We start from the raw sequence: 17,609 nt of genomic DNA on the forward strand, positions 1-17,609 counted from the left end.
TGGGGTTGGCGGCAGCGACGACGGCCACCCTCGGGAGGGTGCCGAGCACCAGGTCATCGCGCTTTGTCGCCACGCTGGAGAAGCCGGCGCGGATGGCGGTCGTCCTAGCCCAGGAGACCAAGGGCAGCCTGAGCGTCATTCAGCAACGGCTTGACTGGAGTCGAGGCCGGAGCGCGGGGTCTCGGCTGGGCATGAGGCTGGCTAGGCTGTCCGTCATGAATCCGGCCATCATCAGCGGTGTGACCACTGAGCCCGCCATCCTTGGCGCCAAGGAACTCACATCCGATCCGGAGCTGGAGGCACGGTTTGCGGAGTCGGCCCACCAGATCCTGGCGGAGCTGGTCGGTAGAGGTGCTGCGCTGGGCTGGGTCGAACCACCCCTGCGGGATGACGTGGCGGAACTGCTCGGCCACGTCGTCTCCGCAGCGCAGGCTGGGGATGCGGCTCTGCGTGCCGCTTACCTTGACGGTCGGCTTGTCGGGCTGGGGTATTGGCTGCGCTACGCCCGACCGACCCATCGGCCACACGCCGACCTGGAGAAGATCGCGGTAGATGCGGCTGCCCAAGGTCGTGGCATCGGCCGGGCACTGACCGCCGCCTTGATCGCTGACGCCCGGGAGGCGGGTATCGAGGTTCTCACCCTGGACGCCCGTGGCGACAACACTAGTGCCCTGCATCTCTACCGGTCGCTGGGCTTCACCGAATACGGCCGTCTTGCCGACTTCGTCGCGGTCGGTGAACACCGCTACGACAAGGTCTTCTACATGCTCGACTTCCGCCAGCGCCCGCGCTCCGGTCACTAGGGGCCGGCCCAGCCCCGGGCCTCCGTTCGATCGCCCGGTACCGCCGCCGGCACCTGGATGCGCTCGCCGATCTGTTCACCCAGTCATTGCACCTCGCCCTGAAGCGCGTATCGAGTCGGAGATCGCCGCCTTTGAGGCCCAGGCCAGGCGCTGCTCGCCGACGCGGAGGCCACCTACGAGACCGAGGACCAGATCTTTGACTCCGCCAGCAAAGACGCCGACCTGCCCGCGGAGCTGGCCCATGGTGAGAAGCGATGGACCAAACCCGGCGTGAGCCTTCACTCAGCGTGCGGTTGCCCGACGGTGAGCGGCGCGGATCAGCACGGTGACCAGAGCCGCCAAGTCGAGAGCGCCGTCAGGGTCGTCGGCGTAGCGGGTGGTTTGCAGCGGCCACCCGCGGTAGCGGCGACACCCCGTGGGGGCACCCCCGTACCGGTCATCGGTGACGGCCCGGGAAACCGGCCGAGCTTGGTGGTCCACTGCGACGACCCGGCCAACGAGTTCACCATCAACCTCACCCGGTAACCGGATCGGCCGCCGCATGAGGTACCGCAAGGAGCGGAGAGGGGGCGGCCACCACGAGCCGCCTCCCTACGCCGGTGAGGGGGACGTGGCGATGGGCACGCGCGCGGGCGTCAGGCGGACGTGAAGCGGTCCCGGTGGTTCGCCAGCCACGTGGCGAAGTCCTGAAGACCGGGATGGACCGAGCGGACCGCGTCGAGGTCGCGGGCGGCGATGAAACGCGCTTCGCAGTCGGCGTAGAACTGGAACATGTTGCCCGCCTCGTCCGCGCCGGGGAATCCCAGGGCCCGGAAGTCGTCCGGACTCAGCGGGCGGTAGCGCACCGGGCGCCCCAGGGCGTTGGTCATCGCCGCGGCCATGTCCGTGAGAGTGAGGTGCTCACCCGCGATACTGATCGTCGCGCCGATGTAGTCCGTAGCACCCTTGAACAGGGCGTACGCGGTCCGGCCGATGTCCTCCACCCCGATACCCGACAGCTTCTTGTCGCCCATCGGGAAGACGAACTCCAACGCCCCGTCCTCAGCGGGCTGCGGTGCGAACGCCCCGTAGAGGTTCTCCCAGTAGAACGTGGTGCGCAGGAACGTCACCGGGACGCCGGCGTCGAGGAAGAGGTGGTCGACCTCCGCCTTGCCGTCGAAGTGCGGCACTTTGAACCTGCCCTGGAGCGTGGGCATCCGGTCGTCCTCCAGAGGAATGCACTCCCGGGTGTCCTCCAGCGTCGACCACACCGCGTGCTGAACGCCGGCGTGTCCGGTGGCCCGCGCGAGCGCCGCCGCCTGCGCCTGTTCATGTGCGGCGTCCATGTCCTCCCAGAAGTTGGTCACGAGGTACGCCCCGTACGCGCCCTCCAGCGCGGGCCCCAGGGATTCCTCGTCGTCCAGATCCGCCCGGACCACCTGCGCTCCGAGGCGCTCCAGCTTCCGGGCCGCGTCCGAATCCGGCCGACGGGTCACCGCGCGGACGGTGAACTCGCTGTCCGGGTCCTCAAGGATCGCCCGCGCCAGTGCCCCGCCCTGCTGTCCTGTCGCGCCGAACACGGTGACGATCCGCTTGCCGTTCATGGCCTTCCCCTCTCCTGAGCTCGCATCCCCGTACCCGGCTGGGAGGACGCGGTGCGAACCTACGGCGCGTCAGGTGCTCCGGCGGCGGGCCACGCCGAGCGCCACGCGAGCGGGACCCCGTGCGGAGCATGGCTCCCATCAAGAGGTAGGTCCCCGACGGGCTCGAACGGTCGCCCGGTGCCATCCCGGTCCCGCGCCTTCGTGGCCGCTGCCGATCAAATGCCGCAGGCGCTGCAACCCCACGCATGACGGGCCCAGTGCGTCCTGCCGCTGCCGCGTATGCGGCGTTCACTACTGGTGGCGCGGTGGTCCGGCGGCATGGGTGAAAGGGTGGCGCAGCTCGCGCAGTGGGCTTTCCCGTCTTTCCCCCGCGAACTGAGGCCTCGTCCCAGTGAGCACCGACGTCGGAACACCGGCGTCGTACGGCGGTCGGCGGACCGGCCGAACAATCGGCGGCAACGGCGGCAACCTTCCCGTCGTCCGCGGCCACTGAGTAGGGGAACACCGGCTCGCTCTTCCGAACGGATGCACATGAAAGAGACACGTCAGGCCGCGCGACAGCGCAGGCGCAGAAGAAGGCTGACCGTGGCCACCACTACCGGGCTGGTCGTCACCGGTCTTCTCGTCGGCTTGGTCATGGCTGTTCAGCGGGGCGGCCATGACCACCAGGGGACCACCGGGCGGGACACCGCTGTCGCCGACTCCCGCGGGGGCCTCCCGCCCATCTCGCCGACTTCGCCAGGCTCCAAGCTCTCCCCCGCTCCCCCGGCCGGTCCCTCCGCGACCTCGTCGGCCGGTACCAAGTCCCCGACGCCGGACCGCGCTCCCTCCCGGACCGCGTCCCCAACCACGTCTGGCCCGCCATCGGCCGCCCCTCGCAGCCCTGCCACCTCACCTCTCGCCGGACGGATTCGGCCCCGGAGCACCTACCGGGGTGTCGCCACGGTCTACCGGGCCGGCGTCGGTGACGGCGCATGCTCCTACGGAGCGAGCGACGACATGATGATCGCGGCGATGAACACCACCGACTACGAGACGTCCAGGGCCTGCGGCGCGTACGTGCTCGTCCGTGCGGCGAACGGCGCCTCCGTCACGGTACGGATCACCAACGAGTGCCCCCTGCCCTGCGCACCGGGCCAACTCGACCTCAGTGAGCAGGCCTTCGCCAAACTGGCACCCGTCTCGACCGGCCGTACGGCTATCACCTGGAGCCTGTTGAGCCCCGGTATACCGGGCACGATATCCCTCCGCTACAAGAACGGTTCCTCCCCCTACTGGTGCGGAATTCAGGCCATCGGCCACCGAAATCCGCTCGCGCGGCTCGAAGTCCGCACCAAAAGCGGCTGGCGCCAACTGGCCCGCACCGACTACAACTACTTTCTCTCCCCTGACGGCAGTGGATGCGGCGGCCCCGTCAGGATCACCGACATCTACGGAGAACGATTGACTGTCAACGGGGTCGTCCTGCGGCCGGGAGCGGTGCAGCCCACGCAAGTCCAGTTCGCACAGCACTGATCCCTTGCGTTCATCCAGCGGAGGGCTGGCCCCTCACTACCGGAGCCCGCGACCTGCGCACTCAGCTCAGTGCGCACCCATCTTCCTTATCCCGGGCCGCCGCTCCGCTCGCGCGCGGGTCGAGCGCGTCGCACGGCGACCCCTCGACCGCTCGACCCCGCGCGTAACCCTCACTCGGCTGGCCGCATCCGCCTACCGCCAGGGCCTGGGCCCGTCTTGTCGCCCCGGTGACCAGTCGCGGGGACGGCATCGGGCTCCTCGGACCGTTCCTGCGGGCGGCGCGCCGGACGCGGAGGGGATGCGCGACATCGGCGACACCGCGCACGTCCTGGCGTACATCGTCATCCCGAACCGCTCCTTCAGGCGGACGTTGCCTGATGGCTAGGAACGGTCGACGGCGTCGAGGGCGTGTTCTTTGAGGAAAACACCCGCATGGGCTGCTGCTTCTTCCGCAGTCGCGTAGCGCGTCCCATCGGTGACCGCGGCGGATGCTCCATCAGCGCCCATGCCTGTCCAACTCCAGTCACCGGAAGGCGTCTGCACCAGTTCGGCAGTCCCCCCGAAGAGCGCGAGCGCGCTCCTGCCCGCTGTCGCGGGCGCTGAGCGGTTGACGGCGTCGGGCCATTTCTTACGGGCGCCCTGCCGGGTGATGCCCCAGACAGCCCCCATCTGCTCGTAACTGGCGCCGTAGGAGCCAGCGGTTGCTGCCGCGCCCGCGGTCAACCGCCTGACCGCGGCGTCCATCACCTTCCAAGCGGCCAGGACGGACAGTGCCACTTCGGTGGGATCCGCGTCCCACATACGGTCCGCGGGCAGCCCGGTCTGGCGGGAGCGAATCGCCGAGGCCAGCGGATTCAAGGCGTCGTACAGCGCCTTGTCGAGTTCTGCCTGCTCTTCCGGGGTGATCTCAGAGACCATCATGCGACAACTATAGTTTCCGACTTGGCAGATGGAAACCAAAGTTTCCACAACGTCTCACTCACAGCCCGGCCTCATCGGCGAGACATGCCCTCCAGTGCTGCCAGGCGTCGTTCACCCCGGGGACGACCCGGCGAAGGCGTTCGGCGGCGTACTTGTTCCGCCAGATGACGCGGCGGCGGAACATGCCGCCCCGTTCCTGGCAGTGGGCGTGGTCGGCACCCTTGAGGGCGACCGTTGCTTGATGCGGCACTAGGCGGGGTCAGGCATTCCGCTTCGGCGGGTGCAGGTCGAAGGTGATGTGCGGGGCGAGCGCGTGCAGGAAGTCCGGGGCATCGAAGATCTCACCTGCGGAGGCGACACCGGTGGCGGCGGTGCGACCGGTCAGGACGCGTTCCAGGGCTTCGACGACCAGGGGTGCGGTGACAGCGTAAATGTCCTGCCCGCTGGCCGTGGCCCGGCGCTCGGCTCCACCCGAGCGAACGACGGCGTCGACGAGGAAGGTCTGGTCCGATCGCCCGCTCCTGTCCGTGGCGGTCGGGGCGGGCGTGTGGGGGGCGGCGATGTCGCGGACCGCCTCGGCGGTCATGTAGGTGGTCACATCGGGGATGGACAGGTGCTGGGGGACAGTGACGACGTCCGCCATCGTGAACTCCCCGATCACCTGCCGGGGTCCGATCGGGTCCGGGAAGGACCACTCCAGGGTGGGGGTTTGGTCCGTGCGGCGCTCCCACTGCCCGCCGCGGTAAAGCAGCCGGTGGTCGCCCCGCCGCTCGCGGGAGACCGCGCCCGAGAGCCGGGTGCCGGCGGTGGGGTGCCAGCTGCTGAGCGCGTAGGCGATATGGGCCTCGTCGGCTTCGGTCCAGTCCCCCATCGCCGCGGTGGCCAGCAGGTCACCGAGACCGCCGAAGAAGGCCATGGCCGGCACGATCACCGCTCCCGCGTCCCGCGCCCGCTCGCGGTAGTGGGCGAAGGTATCGAGATTCGCCTCCAGTTCGGCGGCTACGTCCAGGTACGGGATGCCCGCGCGCAGCGCCGCCTCGATGACGGGGCCGGTGGTCGAGGCGAAGGGGCCGGCGCAGTTGATGACCGCCACCGTTCCCGCCAGAGCCCGGTCCAGCGAAGCCGGTTCCTCGACCGACGCGACCCGGGCCTCCAGCCCGTGCCCGTCGGCCAGTTCCTGCAAAGACCGCGCGTTGCGCCCGGACGGTACCGGGACGAACCCGCGTGCGGCCAGTTCCGCGACCACGAACCGCCCCGTGTGACCGTACGCACCGAAGACCGCCACCAGTTGACCCGACCCCATGAGACTGCTCCCCTGTACTCGAACGTCCACTGCGGTGTCGATCCGCTGCGGCCTTACACGCCCATCCTGTCCCCCGGACGGCACCCGCACGAGCGTCGGAAACGACACGCAGCGCACAGTTTCGGACCTGGCCACTGTCGCGCCGGCCGTCACCGAAGGCATGCTCCACTACGAACTGTCCGTGGCCGTCGAGACCTCGGGTCCACCCTGAGCCACATCGTGGATCCCTGGCACGACTTCTCCCTCTGCGGAGGCTGCCCAGTCCAGGCAGGTGGAGAGCAGCCGTCCGGTGACACGCTCGGGCATGCTCCGCGCGGAGTCACGGCCCACCCATGTGGCCGCTCGTGCACACATGTTGACACTCCGGACCCGGCACTCCAGACTCCCTCATGGGAGCGCTCCCAACTCTTAACTGGGCCTTATCTACCGTGAGTTGAGGAGTTAGGCCGTCGGCCGCACGACACCATCGTCGGCCACAACGTCCTGCCTCGCCGGCACCGGCAGGTGAGAGCCGGCTCCCACAGCGCGGCCGTTTCCATCCCCCACCGAAGGCCGCGGCACTGCCGGCGGTACGTAACGATCGCACGCTTCGGCGCTGCGGACCGTACCGCCTGTGCTGCCGGCTGTTGAGAAGGAGACCATGCGTACGACACACAAGGCGGCCACCCTGGCGGCATTCGCGGTGCTGTTGGCAAGCGCCGGGACGGCTCAGGGTGACGACACCGGGCCCGGGCGATCGATACGGGCAGCCGATGCTTCCGCGGGCCCGGCGATCACGGTGGACGCCACCACCGCGCGGCACGCCATCGATCCCCACATCTACGGCATGAACTTCCCCGACGAGGCACTGGCCAAGGAACTGCGCCTGCCGACGGGCCGCTGGGGCGGCAACGCCACCAGCCGTTACAACTACAAGCTCGACGCCTACAACGCCGGGTCCGACTGGTACTTCGAGGACCTGCACTACAGCAACGACACCAAGGAGCTGCCCGCCGGATCGCAGGCAGACAAGTTCGTCGACCAGAACCGCAGGACCGGCACCGACACGCTGATGACCGTGCCGATGACCGGCTGGACGGCGGCAGGCCGCGACGACCGCTGCGGGTTCAGCATCGCCAAGTACGGCCCCCAGCAGGACACCGACACCCAGTGGCGACCGGACTGCGGCAACGGCAAGAAGCCCGACGGCACCCTGATCAAGGGCAACGATCCGACCGAGACCAGCACGCCCGCAGGCCCGGACTTCGTCAAGGGCTGGGTGCAGTACCTCAGAAGCACCTACGGCGCCGCGGACAGCGGGGGCGTGCGCTTCTACGACCTGGACAACGAACCCGACCTCTGGTCCGGCACGCACCGTGACGTCCACCCGGCGGGGGCGGGTTACGACGAACTGCGCGACAGCACCTACGCCACCGCGGCAGCGGTCAAGGACGCCGACCCGAGCGCGCAGACCCTCGGCCCGGTCGGCTGGGGCTTCAACTCGCTGATCTACTCCGGCCTGGACCAGCAGGTGTGTGGCGAGCAGGGAGGCAGTTGCTGGTCCAACCCGCCGGACACCGCTGCCCACGGCGGGGTGCAGTTCGCGCCGTGGTACCTGCGGAAGATGCAGGAATACCAGCAGGCCCACGGGCGCCGGATCCTGGACTACTTCGACGAGCACATCTACCCGCAGCAGTCCGGTGTGTCCGGCAGTGCGGACGACGCGGCGACACAGGCCCTGCGACTGCGTTCCACCCGGCAGTTGTGGGATCCCTCCTACGTCGACGAGAGCTGGATCAACCAGCCGATCCAGTTCATCCCCCGTATGCGCTCACTGGTCGACCAGAACTACCCGGGTACGAAGCTGGCCATCTCGGAGTACAACTGGGGCGCGCTGGACCACATCGACGGCGGCATCGCCGAGGCGGACGTGCTGGGGATCTTCGGGCGCCAGGGACTGGACCTGGCCACCTTGTGGTCACCGCCGAAAGCGACCGACCCCGGAGCGTACGCCTTCCGCATGTTCCTCAACTACGACGGCCACGGCGCCACCTTCGGTGACACCTCCGTCCGGGCCGCGAGCGCCGACCAGGACAAGCTGTCGGTGTACGCGGCCGAGCGCAGCGGCGACCACGCCACCACGGTCATGGTGATCAACAAGACCACCGGCGACCTGACCGCACCCGTTTCCGTGACCGGCAGCACCGCGCTCCCGGCAGCGGCGCAGGTCTACCGCTACGGCCAGGCCGACCCCAACGCGATCCAGCACCCGGCCGATCAGTCGCTGAACGGCGGCTCCTTCACGGCGACCTTCCCGGCGTACTCCATCACCGAGTACGTCATCCCCGCCGGCTCGGCCCAGGCCACCCCGCCTTCGGCACCCGGCACTCCCGCGGCCTCCGCGACCGGTCCCGACCGCGTGACACTGACCTGGCCGGCCGCCATGCCCGGGACCTCCCCGCTGGCGGACTACCGCGTGTACGCCGGTGACCCGGCCGCCACGGCGCCGCTGGCCACCGTCCCCGCGTCGACGACCACCGCCACGGTCACCGGTCTGACTCCGGCCACCACGTACACCTTCCGCGTCGTGGCCACCGACACCGGGGGCCGCAGCTCGCCCCCGTCGGCTGCGCTACAGGTCACCACCGGCCCGGCCACGACAAGCGGCTGCACCGTCGCCTATCAGGTCAGCAACGACTGGGGCACCGGCTTCACCGCGAACGTGAAGATCACCAACCAGGCCGCACCGGTCAACGGCTGGAGCCTCGGATTCACCTTCGCCGACAAGCAGAAGGTCACCCAGGGCTGGAGCGGCACCTGGTCGCAGACCGGCGCCGCGGTCACCGTCAAGGACGCCGGCTGGAACGCGTCCCTGCCCACGGGCGGTTCCACCACGATCGGCTTCAACGGCGCCTACTCCGGCGGCGCCAACACCGCGCCCAGCACCTTCACCCTCAACGGCACCCCTTGCACCACCGCGGGCACCGCGGCAGCCGCTGCCCTACCGCGCTACCGTGGGCCGCGGGGACACGCCTCGGTATCCGGGCCGCCCCGGCCGTCCGACCCGGAGATGTGCCGCGTCCACGTCGCCATGGCCGCCTTCCGCACGGCCCCCGTTATGTCGCCCAGCGAATTCCGCTCCGACGGTCGGGGCCGAGGGGCGCCGCTCTCCTGACGAATCACCGGCCACCGGCCCCGCAGAGCTGGAGGCGCAGGTCCCACTGCGGTCTCCGCGGGGCCGGTGCGCCGTACACGTACCCTGCATCAGATCCGATACGCCCCATCCGTCCCCACCAGTTGGAGCGGAATGTGTCCGCCCGCACGACGTGGGGCCCGGCCGTTCCCGGCCGAGCCCCACGTCAATCCGCGTCACCAGCGGTGCTCCTCATACGAGGAACACCCGCTACCAGCGATACCAGCGACCCCTACGGCCCGAGCTGTCCGCGGCCCGGACGACGAAGCCCAGAAGCCATACGGCCAGCACGATCACCGCGATCCACCACAGCGCCTTCAGCGCGAAACCCGCACCGAAGAGGACCAGAGCCAGCAGAAGAACCAGAAGCAGGGGAACCATTGTTATCAACCTCCTGGCGACCGGATGCCCTCACGCCGCGCTTACAAGCACACAAACTATGAGTTTTTTCAGCGATCTTCGGGGCACGCGCGCCATGCACGCTGCCCCCGCTACGGCATCTCATGCGCTCCGCGCGGACAGAGCTACCCTCGGCGTTCACCGCAGCTCAGTGGGGGGCATGGCCGCTAGCGCGGCGCGGGCGATCTTCTTGGCATCCGACTTGCGGGGCGACGCGGGTGTTGGTCGCTGCCCAGGGCCACATGCACCACGAGGTTGGGTTGTCACGCAGGGTTCCCCAAGCGCAGCTCGTCGAGGCGCCTCTGTAGCCCTCGTCGTAGTAGACGAGCTCCTTCGACCGGGCCGACAGTGGCAATTGGCCGGCCACCTCGGGCAGCTCGGCCACGCCCCTCCCGTCAGTCCGCCCCTCGGACAAGGGGTGGTCTGCGGGAGCGCCTTGTTGCCATGATCGCCGGATGAACGATGACCAGCGCATACCCCCATCGAAGGTGGCCGACGACCGTGCGTCGCTCACCTCGTTCCTCGACTACCAGCGGGCCACTCTGGCCATGAAGTGCGCGGGTCTGACCGGCGAACAGCTGAAGCAGAAAGCGATTCCCACCTCAGGACTCACACTCCTGGGGCTTGTGCGCCACGCGGCTTCCGTCGAGCGGAGCTGGTTCCGCCTCGTCGTGAACGCCGAGGAAGTCAGGCCGCCATGGCCCGGCGAGGTCGACGGCACATTCGCCGAGTTCCACGTCGAGGACGCGGACGTCGACGAGGCGTTCGGAGTCTGGCGCGAGGAGTGCGCCCGTGCCCGCGCCGTGGCTTCATCCTTCGATTCCCTCGATGACACGGTCGACTTCCGCGGCGAGACCATCTCACTCCGCTACGTCCTCACCCACATGATCGAGGAGTACGCGCGCCACAATGGCCACGCCGACCTGCTGCGCGAGGCGATCGACGGAGCCGTGGGCGAGTAGACAGGGCGACGGCGACGTTACGGGCCCTGTTCGGCGCTGCCCCGCCCCGAAGCCGTGTGCTCGTCCACCTCGTGGAGACGCCCGCGCTCGGCCTGGTACGCGTGCGGGAGGCCCGGCCCGATCTACAGCGACACCTCGACGTCTCGGCGGCGCCCGCGCGGCCGACCAGACGGATCGCGTCGTCGAGCAGCACCTCGTTCACCCCGAGCTGCAAGCAGCGCGAACCTACCGGTCCGACGATGTACTTCAAGGCAGCGAAGGCAACTTCGGCCGGAGGCGCGCTCCGAGCGGCTCCGGTCGGAGCCGTCCACCTCAGTCCGCCGCGCGACCTCGCTGACCCCGCCGACCACGCGCGGAATCGTGTCCGCGACAGATGGCTTGCCGTCGTACGTGCGGTAGCCCGCCGAGGTCCCGAGCCCCGACCGTGCCTGGTACCTCCAGCACCCGCCCGCCCGTGACCGTACTGCAGGCAGTGCGGACGTGCTTGCCGCAGCCGGGGATGACAAGGCCGGGCGAGACCGTCAGGCGCTGGAGCGTACGACCAAGCGGGTCGGGAGGATGAGCGGAGTGCGGTCCTGCCCGTTGACGAGTGAGACGAGCATGCGCGCCGTCTCCCGTCCCAGCGCCTCTATGGGCTGATGGATCGTGGTGAGCGGCGGATCGGTGACCTGGGCGACCGCCAGGTCGTCGAAGCCCACCACGGCGACGTCCTCGGGGACCCGTCGGCCGGCCGCCCGCAACGTGCGCAGCGCGCCCGCCGCCATGTTGTCGTTGGCGGCGAACACCCCCTCCACCCCAGGATGGTCGACCAGCAGTGCGGCCATGACGGCGGCTCCGCTGGGCTCGGTGAAGTCGCCCTCCCACGGAGGAAACGGTTCGAGACCGGCGCCCAACATGGCGTCCCGGTAGCCGCGGTACCGGGCGCGTCCGGCCTCGGTGTCCAGACGTCCGCAGATCGCGGCAACGCTTCTGCTGCCGCGCGCGATCAGGTACTCGGTTGCCTCGCGCGCTCCGCCGACGTTGTCGACGTCCACGTACCACCGGGGAGTCGAGCCGACCGGGCGGCCCCCGAACACGACGGGCATCTGCGCCTCGTCGGCCATACGGGTCAGCGGATCGTTTTCGCGCAGCGCCATGAGCATGACCCCGTCCGCGCCCTTGGACCGAAGGAGCTCCTCGACCCGTTTACGGCCCCGGTCGGTAGCGGCCAGGCACAGCATCAGATACAGGTCGGCCTCCTCCAGGGCAGCCGACGCCCCCACGATCACCTGGGCGAAGAACGGGTCGGCGAAGATCGACGGGTCCTCTCCCGAGACCACGAGGGCAGCCGCTCCGGTCTGCCGTGTGGCCAGAGCGCGGGCGGTCGGATTGGGTACGTACCGCAGCTGCCGTACGGCCCGTTCGACCGCCTCCCGCTTGGCGCGGCTGACGTGCGGAGCGTGGTTGAGTGCGCGGGAGGCCACGGAGCGGGAGACGCCGGCGCGCTCGGCCACCTCGTCGAGTGTCGGCTGCCGACGGGGTGCATCCTCTGCCATGAACGACGAGACCTTCCCCTTCGACCGGATGGGCGGCTTCCCAGCTCGGCGCACGCCACTGCCACCCACGGGTGAACGAGCACAGGACCAGCAGAGACCCGCACGTGCCAGTCGATTGGGAGCGCTTCCAGTTATCTGCTTCTCCCGAGCCTACACACAAGTCGACGCACCCGTCTGCGTGTTGACCCTTGACAGCTCAACTACGTCGTCACACCATACCGACCACAACCCCAACGGTTTCGCCGCACTGTTGGGAGCGCTTCCAGTGGGAGCGCTCCCAATGATCGTGTCACCGCACTTCCTCAGGGCCGCATGCTCGGGACGAGAGCGTGCGGCATCCCCGTCAGGAGAACGAGGTTCGCTCATGCGCAGACTCCGCGCCATGGCCGCAGCTCTCTCAGCTCTGCCGCTGGCATTAGCCGCCGCACCGTCCGCCCACGCGGCCGACCCGACCACCATGACCAGCGGGTTCTACGTCGATCCCGACTCCAGCCCGAAGCGATGGGTGGCCGCCAACCCCGGTGACGGCCGAGCCGCCGCGATCAACGCCTCCATCGCCAACACGCCGATGGCCCGTTGGTTCGGCTCCTGGAGCGGCTCCATCGGCACCGCCACCGGCGCCTACGTCGGAGCGGCGGACTACCGGGACAAGCTGCCCGTCCTCGTCGCGTACAACATCTACAACCGTGACTCCTGCGGTGGGCACTCCGCGGGCGGAGCCTCCTCGCCGTCCGCCTACGCCACCTGGATCGCCCAGTTCGCCGGCGGCATCGCAGGACGCCCGGCTCTCGTCGTCCTCGAACCGGACTCCCTCGCGGACTACGGCTGCCTGACGCAGGCTCAGGTCGCCGAACGCGAGGGCATGATCACCGGCGCGGTCGCCGAGTTCCACCGCCAGGCCCCCAACACCTGGGTCTATCTGGACGCCGGCAACGCGCACTGGATAGACGCGGCGACCATGGCCCGGCGCCTCCACGACGCCGGTCTCCGTCAGGCCCACGGCTTCTCGCTCAACGTCTCCAACTACTTCACCACCGCCGAGAACACCGCCTACGGCAACGCAGTCAACGGCGAACTCAGCGCCCGCTTCGGCTACACCAAGCCGTTCGTCGTGGACACCAGCCGCAACGGCAACGGCTCCAACGGACAGTGGTGCAACCCCTCGGGCCGCCGCATCGGCACACCCACCCGGACGGGCGGAGGTGCCGAGATGCTGCTATGGATCAAGACCCCTGGCGAGTCGGACGGCAATTGCGGCGCCGGAGCCGGCTCCACGGCCGGACAGTACCTCCCCGAGGTCGCTTACAAGATGATCTACGGCTACTGACCGGGACTCCCGCCACCCGCCCGGGTCATCGGCAGTCCGCCGGGACACCTGGCCCCCCGCCCTCGCTCATCGACCAGGAAGCAGCCATGACTCCACGCAGTCCACAACGCCGCGCAGCCGCCCTCGCCACGGCCCTCACCGCCTGCGCCGCTCTCACCGCGACGCACGCGCAGGCCACACCCACACGGGAGGTGATCACCCCGGCCACGAAGTTCTACGTGGACCCGCACAGCAAGGCCGCGTCGCAGGCCTTCGTGGACTTCCGCAACGGTGACACCGCGAACGCCGTGAACATGGCCAAACTCGCGAGCTGGCCGCAGGCCGCGTGGTTCACCGAGGGCACACCCACCGAGGTGCGCGCGAAGGTGAGCGGGCTCGTTCGTCGGGCCCGGGCGGTCAACCGGACCCCCGTCCTGGTCGCCTACAACATCCCGGGCCGGGACTGCGCGCAGTACTCCAGCGGGGGCGCCGCGTCCTCGGCCGCCTACCGGGAGTGGATCGACGCCTTCGCCGCTGGCATCGGCAACAGCAAAGCGGTCGTGGTCGTCGAACCCGACGGCGCGGCCCTCCTCCCCCGGGACTGCGGGCCCACCGTGGACCCGACCGGTGAACTCACGGCCGCCCGGATCGCCGACCTCCAATACGCCGTCAGGACCCTGAAGGCCAAGCCGCGCACCGCGGTCTACCTGGACGCGGGGAACGTCCAGTGGCGTTCCGTCGGCGAGATGGCGCAGCGGCTGCTGGACGCCGGGGTCCGCTACGGCGACGGCTTCGCGCTGAACGTGTCCAACTACCACCCCACCGACGACAATGCCAGGTACGGCACCTGGACGGCGAAGTGCATGTGGTTCGCCACCGAGGGACCCGAGCAGGCACGCGGCCACACCGACTGGTGCGCCAGCCAGTACTACTCCTCCGCCGCGCCCAACGACGGGACCCCCGGCAACTCCGTCTCCTCCACCGACCCCACCACCTGGCGATGGACCGACGCGTGGTTCGACCAGAACGTGGGCACCCCGCCCGCCGACAAGTTGCGTCACTTCGTCATCGACACCGGCCGCAACGGTCTGGGCGCCTGGGCCCCGGAGCCGGGCAAGTACAGCGGAGACCCGGAGGCCTGGTGCAACGCGCCGGGCCGCGGACTCGGCCCACGCCCCACCGCCGATACCGGCGTCCCCCTCGTCGACGCCTACCTGTGGATCAAGGTCCCCGGCGAGTCCGACGGCAGTTGCACGCGGAACACCGGCGGCACGATCGACCCCGAGTACGGCATTGTCGACCCGCCCGCAGGCACCTGGTGGCCCGACCAGGTCCACACACTGGCCCGCAACGCGGCACCGCGCCTTACATTCGGCCGCTGATGTCAGCGGGGCACATCTGGGACGTGCCCGGCCACGAGCTTCCGCTCACCCGCCGGCGGTACGGTGCGTCCTGCCAGCGGTAGAGGTCGCGCGGCAGGGAAATCTTGGCGCCGCGCTGGATCAGCCCCCCCCGAGGAGGCCGCAGCGGTTGCGGAGCGGTTCGGTGAACGCTCGGGCGAGGTCACGGGGGGCGGGTCTCGGCGGTGCCAGTTCCCTGAGGCCCGAGGCGGCTCGTGAGCGGAAGACCGCGACGGGGGGGCCGGTCCTTGAATACGCCGAGCCCAGTGCACCCGCTGCGCACTGGCCGTCCCAGCCCGCGCACGATGCCCGTCGTCGTGCTTGTTGGAGGAGTCCGCTATCTGCTCGTGCGGCTCACCGAGCAACGCCCCTTCCGGAAGCTGGCCGTCTCAAAAGCGGCGCGGCGCTGACCGTCCAGTTCTTCACCGGTCCAGCGGGCCGGATCGCCGCGTTCGAGGGGAGTTACAACACGGGCAGCGCTGAGATGACGAAACTGATCGCCGGGGGATTGCTCCGTCAACGAACGCAGCAAGCCCGCGCCCCTGGTCGATCGTTCAGCACCGCCGCGTGACGCGCCGACCCGGCTGGCCCGTAGCGCGACGACCTGGCCCGGCTTCCCGTCGGCCCGACCGGCCTCGCCTCGCCCTTTTCTCCCCCCATGCGGGTCATCCAGGGGACTTCGACGGCCTATTAGCAGCCCATCGAGGGCTGCGCTTCCTACCCTCGCTGCGTGATCAAAGTGACCGGCGTCCTCAAGCGCCTCGTGATCGGCCCTGCGATGCGCAGCGAGGAGCTGGGTGAGACGCTGCTCTCCAAGCGGCTTGCGCTGCCGATCTTTGCCTCCGACCCGCTGTCCTCGGTGGCCTATGCCACGCAGGAGATCCTGCTCGTCCTGACGCTGGGTGGGCTGGCGTATCTCCACTTCACGCCGTGGATCGCCGCTGCGGTGGTAGCGCTGATGACGGTGGTGGTGCTCTCCTACCGCCAGGTCGTGCACGCTTACCCCAGTGGGGGCGGCTCGTACGAGGTGGTGTCGCGCAATCTCGGTCCGTCGGCGGGGCTGGTGGTGGCGGCGTCGTTGCTGGTCGATTACGTCATGACGGTGGCGGTATCCGTCGCCTCGGGCGTCGACAACATCATCTCGGCGCTTCCCTCACTCGCCGACTACCGCGTGCTGCTCGCGCTCGGCTTCGTCGCGGTCCTGACGGCGATCAACCTGCGCGGGGTGCGCGAGTCGGGGCGGACCTTCGCGGCGCCCACCTACCTCTTCATCGGCGGCGTGGTCATCATGGTCTCCACCGGTCTGATCCGCTACCTCCTCGGCGACGCCCCGGTCGCGGAGTCGGCCGCGTACGGCATCATCCCGCAGCCGCACGATCAGAACCTCGCGGGAATGGCTTTGGTGATGCTGGTGCTGCGCGCCTTCTCCAGTGGCTGTACGGCCCTGACGGGTGTCGAGGCGATCTCCAACGGCGTACCCGCCTTCCGCAAGCCCAAGTCGAAGAACGCAGCGACCACCATGGCCGCGATGGGCATCATCGCGGTGGTGATGTTCGTCGGTGTGACGGCCCTCGCCCTCATCACCAAGGTCCACATCGCTGCGGACTCCTGCCGCCTGACCGGCCTCGGCGGCGACTGCGACGGTTTCACACAGAAGACCGTCATCGCCCAGCTCGCCTCCTCGGTGTTCGGCGGTAACCACAGCGTCGGCTTCTACTTCATCCAGGCCGCCACCGCCCTGGTCCTCGTCCTCGCCGCGAACACCGCCTTCAACGGCTTCCCGCTGCTCTCCTCGATCCTGGCCCAGCATCGCTACCTCCCCCGCCAGCTGCACAACCGGGGCGACCGGCTCGCCTTCTCCAACGGCATCGTGGCCCTGGCGATCGTCGCGGGTGCACTCCTGTGGACGTACAAGGCAAACGTCACCAGCCTCATCCACCTCTACATCCTGGGCGTGTTCACCTCCTTCACGCTCTCCCAGCTCGGCATGGTCCGGCACTGGAACCGCGCGCTGCGCACCGAGCCCGACCCGGCCGTGCGCCGCCGACATCAGTCCGCGCGGATCATCAACACGCTCGGCGCGCTCGTCACCGGTCTGGTCCTGGTGATCGTGCTGGCCACCAAGTTCACCGAGGGTGCCTGGCTCGCCGTGGTCGCCGCGATCGTGCTGTGGGTGATGATGCGGGGCATCCGCCGCCACTATGACGCCACCGCCGCCGAACTTGCCGTCACGGACCCCCGCGAACAGCTCGTGCCGCCCTCCCGGGTGCTGGGCGTGGTGCTGGTCTCCACGATCCACAAACCCACCCTGCGGGCGCTGGCATACGCCCGGGCCTTCAGGCCGCATCAGTTGGAAGCCCTCACCGTCGCCGTCAACACGGACGAGACCGCCGACCTGGAGCGCCGCTGGCAGGACCTGGACGTCGATGTCCCCCTCAAGGTCCTCGCCTCCCCCTACCGCGAGATCACCAAGCCCGTCGTCGAGTACGTCAAGTCGATACGGCGCGACAGCCCGCGCGATGTGGTCGCCGTCTTCATCCCCGAGTACGTCGTCGGCCACTGGTGGGAGAACCTCCTGCACAACCAGTCCGCTCTCTGGCTCAAGAGCCGCCTGCTCTTCACCCCCGGCGTGATGGTCACCAGCGTCCCCTGGCAGCTCACCTCAGCAGCCCACGCCGACCACCCCACCGCCCGCGCCCCCGGCTCCGTC

Annotated in this window: 13 protein-coding genes and 1 pseudogene; 8 read left to right on the forward strand and 6 right to left on the reverse strand. The window is 69.4% G+C overall.

The annotated features are described in order from the left end of the window. Nucleotides 1-215 precede the first annotated feature (215 nt). Nucleotides 216-803 carry a GNAT family N-acetyltransferase gene (locus ACJA3G_RS02925; RefSeq protein WP_406551260.1) on the forward strand — a complete coding sequence of 196 codons (588 nt, stop codon included), beginning with the start codon at nucleotides 216-218 and terminating at the stop codon, nucleotides 801-803. After that, a pseudogene (locus tag ACJA3G_RS02930) lies at nucleotides 788-1,058 on the forward strand (IS1182 family transposase); the annotation flags it as partial. The gene ACJA3G_RS02925 and the pseudogene ACJA3G_RS02930, both read left to right, overlap by 16 nt. 380 nt (nucleotides 1,059-1,438) lie before the next feature. Here ACJA3G_RS02930 and ACJA3G_RS02935 read toward each other — a convergent pair. After that, the gene (locus ACJA3G_RS02935) at nucleotides 1,439-2,386 is read right to left on the reverse strand and encodes an NmrA/HSCARG family protein (RefSeq protein WP_406551261.1); all 948 of its coding nucleotides are present in this window, start codon (nucleotides 2,384-2,386) and stop codon (nucleotides 1,439-1,441) included. A gap of 636 nt (nucleotides 2,387-3,022) precedes the next feature. Here ACJA3G_RS02935 and ACJA3G_RS02940 point away from each other — a divergent pair. Next, a complete protein-coding gene (locus ACJA3G_RS02940) occupies nucleotides 3,023-3,901 on the forward strand; it encodes an expansin EXLX1 family cellulose-binding protein (protein WP_406551271.1) in 879 nt (292 codons plus the stop codon). Nucleotides 3,902-4,282: 381 nt separating this feature from the next. Here ACJA3G_RS02940 and ACJA3G_RS02945 read toward each other — a convergent pair whose 3' ends face one another. From ACJA3G_RS02945 to ACJA3G_RS02955, 3 genes are all read right to left on the reverse strand, one after another. Continuing rightward, nucleotides 4,283-4,822: a hypothetical protein gene (locus tag ACJA3G_RS02945; protein WP_406551262.1), complete on the reverse strand. Its 540-nt coding sequence runs from the start codon at nucleotides 4,820-4,822 to the stop codon at nucleotides 4,283-4,285. 58 nt (nucleotides 4,823-4,880) lie between these two features. Beyond that, nucleotides 4,881-5,006 carry a hypothetical protein gene (locus ACJA3G_RS02950; RefSeq protein ID WP_406551263.1) on the reverse strand — a complete coding sequence of 42 codons (126 nt, stop codon included), beginning with the start codon at nucleotides 5,004-5,006 and terminating at the stop codon, nucleotides 4,881-4,883. 75 nt (nucleotides 5,007-5,081) lie between these two features. Continuing rightward, nucleotides 5,082-6,125, reverse strand: a complete 1,044-nt coding sequence (locus tag ACJA3G_RS02955) for a saccharopine dehydrogenase family protein (RefSeq protein ID WP_406551264.1) — start codon at nucleotides 6,123-6,125, stop codon at nucleotides 5,082-5,084. A 640-nt stretch (nucleotides 6,126-6,765) separates the two neighbouring features. Between ACJA3G_RS02955 and ACJA3G_RS02960 the strand changes: the two genes are divergently transcribed. After that, nucleotides 6,766-9,279, forward strand: a complete 2,514-nt coding sequence (locus tag ACJA3G_RS02960) for a glycoside hydrolase family 44 protein (protein WP_406551265.1) — start codon at nucleotides 6,766-6,768, stop codon at nucleotides 9,277-9,279. Nucleotides 9,280-9,507: 228 nt separating this feature from the next. Here ACJA3G_RS02960 and ACJA3G_RS02965 read toward each other — a convergent pair whose 3' ends face one another. After that, complete coding sequence (locus ACJA3G_RS02965) at nucleotides 9,508-9,678, reverse strand: hydrophobic protein (RefSeq protein ID WP_344077859.1); 171 nt, start codon at nucleotides 9,676-9,678, stop codon at nucleotides 9,508-9,510. Between the two features lie 473 nt (nucleotides 9,679-10,151). On the opposite strand from ACJA3G_RS02965, the gene ACJA3G_RS02970 reads away from it, so the two are divergent. Next, entirely contained in the window at nucleotides 10,152-10,658 is a 507-nt protein-coding gene (locus ACJA3G_RS02970) for a DinB family protein (RefSeq protein ID WP_406551266.1), read from the forward strand. 521 nt (nucleotides 10,659-11,179) lie between these two features. On the opposite strand, the gene ACJA3G_RS02975 is transcribed toward ACJA3G_RS02970, so the two are convergent. Further along, nucleotides 11,180-12,193 carry a LacI family DNA-binding transcriptional regulator gene (locus ACJA3G_RS02975; RefSeq protein ID WP_406551267.1) on the reverse strand — a complete coding sequence of 338 codons (1,014 nt, stop codon included), beginning with the start codon at nucleotides 12,191-12,193 and terminating at the stop codon, nucleotides 11,180-11,182. Between the two features lie 382 nt (nucleotides 12,194-12,575). Here ACJA3G_RS02975 and ACJA3G_RS02980 point away from each other — a divergent pair, with 382 nt between their 5' ends. From ACJA3G_RS02980 to ACJA3G_RS02990, 3 genes are all read left to right on the forward strand, one after another. Beyond that, complete coding sequence (locus ACJA3G_RS02980; RefSeq protein ID WP_406551268.1) at nucleotides 12,576-13,520, forward strand: glycoside hydrolase family 6 protein; 945 nt, start codon at nucleotides 12,576-12,578, stop codon at nucleotides 13,518-13,520. A gap of 86 nt (nucleotides 13,521-13,606) precedes the next feature. Next, complete coding sequence (locus tag ACJA3G_RS02985; RefSeq protein ID WP_406551269.1) at nucleotides 13,607-14,881, forward strand: glycoside hydrolase family 6 protein; 1,275 nt, start codon at nucleotides 13,607-13,609, stop codon at nucleotides 14,879-14,881. 796 nt (nucleotides 14,882-15,677) lie between these two features. Then, nucleotides 15,678-17,609 (forward strand): APC family permease (locus ACJA3G_RS02990; protein WP_406551272.1); only part of this gene is annotated, 1,932 nt, incomplete at its 3' end.

It is taken from the genome of Streptomyces sp. YS-3 (assembly GCF_045257485.1).
GTDB lineage: Bacteria > Actinomycetota > Actinomycetes > Streptomycetales > Streptomycetaceae > Streptomyces.

Excerpts from the sequence above, each read along its gene's own strand:
- ACJA3G_RS02925 (WP_406551260.1), top strand. The coding sequence starts at position 216 with ATGAATCCGGCCATCATCAGCGGTGTGACCACTGAGCCCGCCATCCTT.
- ACJA3G_RS02935 (WP_406551261.1), bottom strand. The coding sequence starts at position 2,386 with ATGAACGGCAAGCGGATCGTCACCGTGTTCGGCGCGACAGGACAGCAG.
- ACJA3G_RS02940 (WP_406551271.1), top strand. The coding sequence starts at position 3,023 with ATGGCTGTTCAGCGGGGCGGCCATGACCACCAGGGGACCACCGGGCGG.
- ACJA3G_RS02945 (WP_406551262.1), bottom strand. The coding sequence starts at position 4,822 with ATGATGGTCTCTGAGATCACCCCGGAAGAGCAGGCAGAACTCGACAAG.
- ACJA3G_RS02950 (WP_406551263.1), bottom strand. The coding sequence starts at position 5,006 with ATGTTCCGCCGCCGCGTCATCTGGCGGAACAAGTACGCCGCCGAACGC.
- ACJA3G_RS02955 (WP_406551264.1), bottom strand. The coding sequence starts at position 6,125 with ATGGGGTCGGGTCAACTGGTGGCGGTCTTCGGTGCGTACGGTCACACG.
- ACJA3G_RS02960 (WP_406551265.1), top strand. The coding sequence starts at position 6,766 with ATGCGTACGACACACAAGGCGGCCACCCTGGCGGCATTCGCGGTGCTG.
- ACJA3G_RS02965 (WP_344077859.1), bottom strand. The coding sequence starts at position 9,678 with ATGGTTCCCCTGCTTCTGGTTCTTCTGCTGGCTCTGGTCCTCTTCGGT.
- ACJA3G_RS02970 (WP_406551266.1), top strand. The coding sequence starts at position 10,152 with ATGAACGATGACCAGCGCATACCCCCATCGAAGGTGGCCGACGACCGT.
- ACJA3G_RS02975 (WP_406551267.1), bottom strand. The coding sequence starts at position 12,193 with ATGGCAGAGGATGCACCCCGTCGGCAGCCGACACTCGACGAGGTGGCC.
- ACJA3G_RS02980 (WP_406551268.1), top strand. The coding sequence starts at position 12,576 with ATGGCCGCAGCTCTCTCAGCTCTGCCGCTGGCATTAGCCGCCGCACCG.
- ACJA3G_RS02985 (WP_406551269.1), top strand. The coding sequence starts at position 13,607 with ATGACTCCACGCAGTCCACAACGCCGCGCAGCCGCCCTCGCCACGGCC.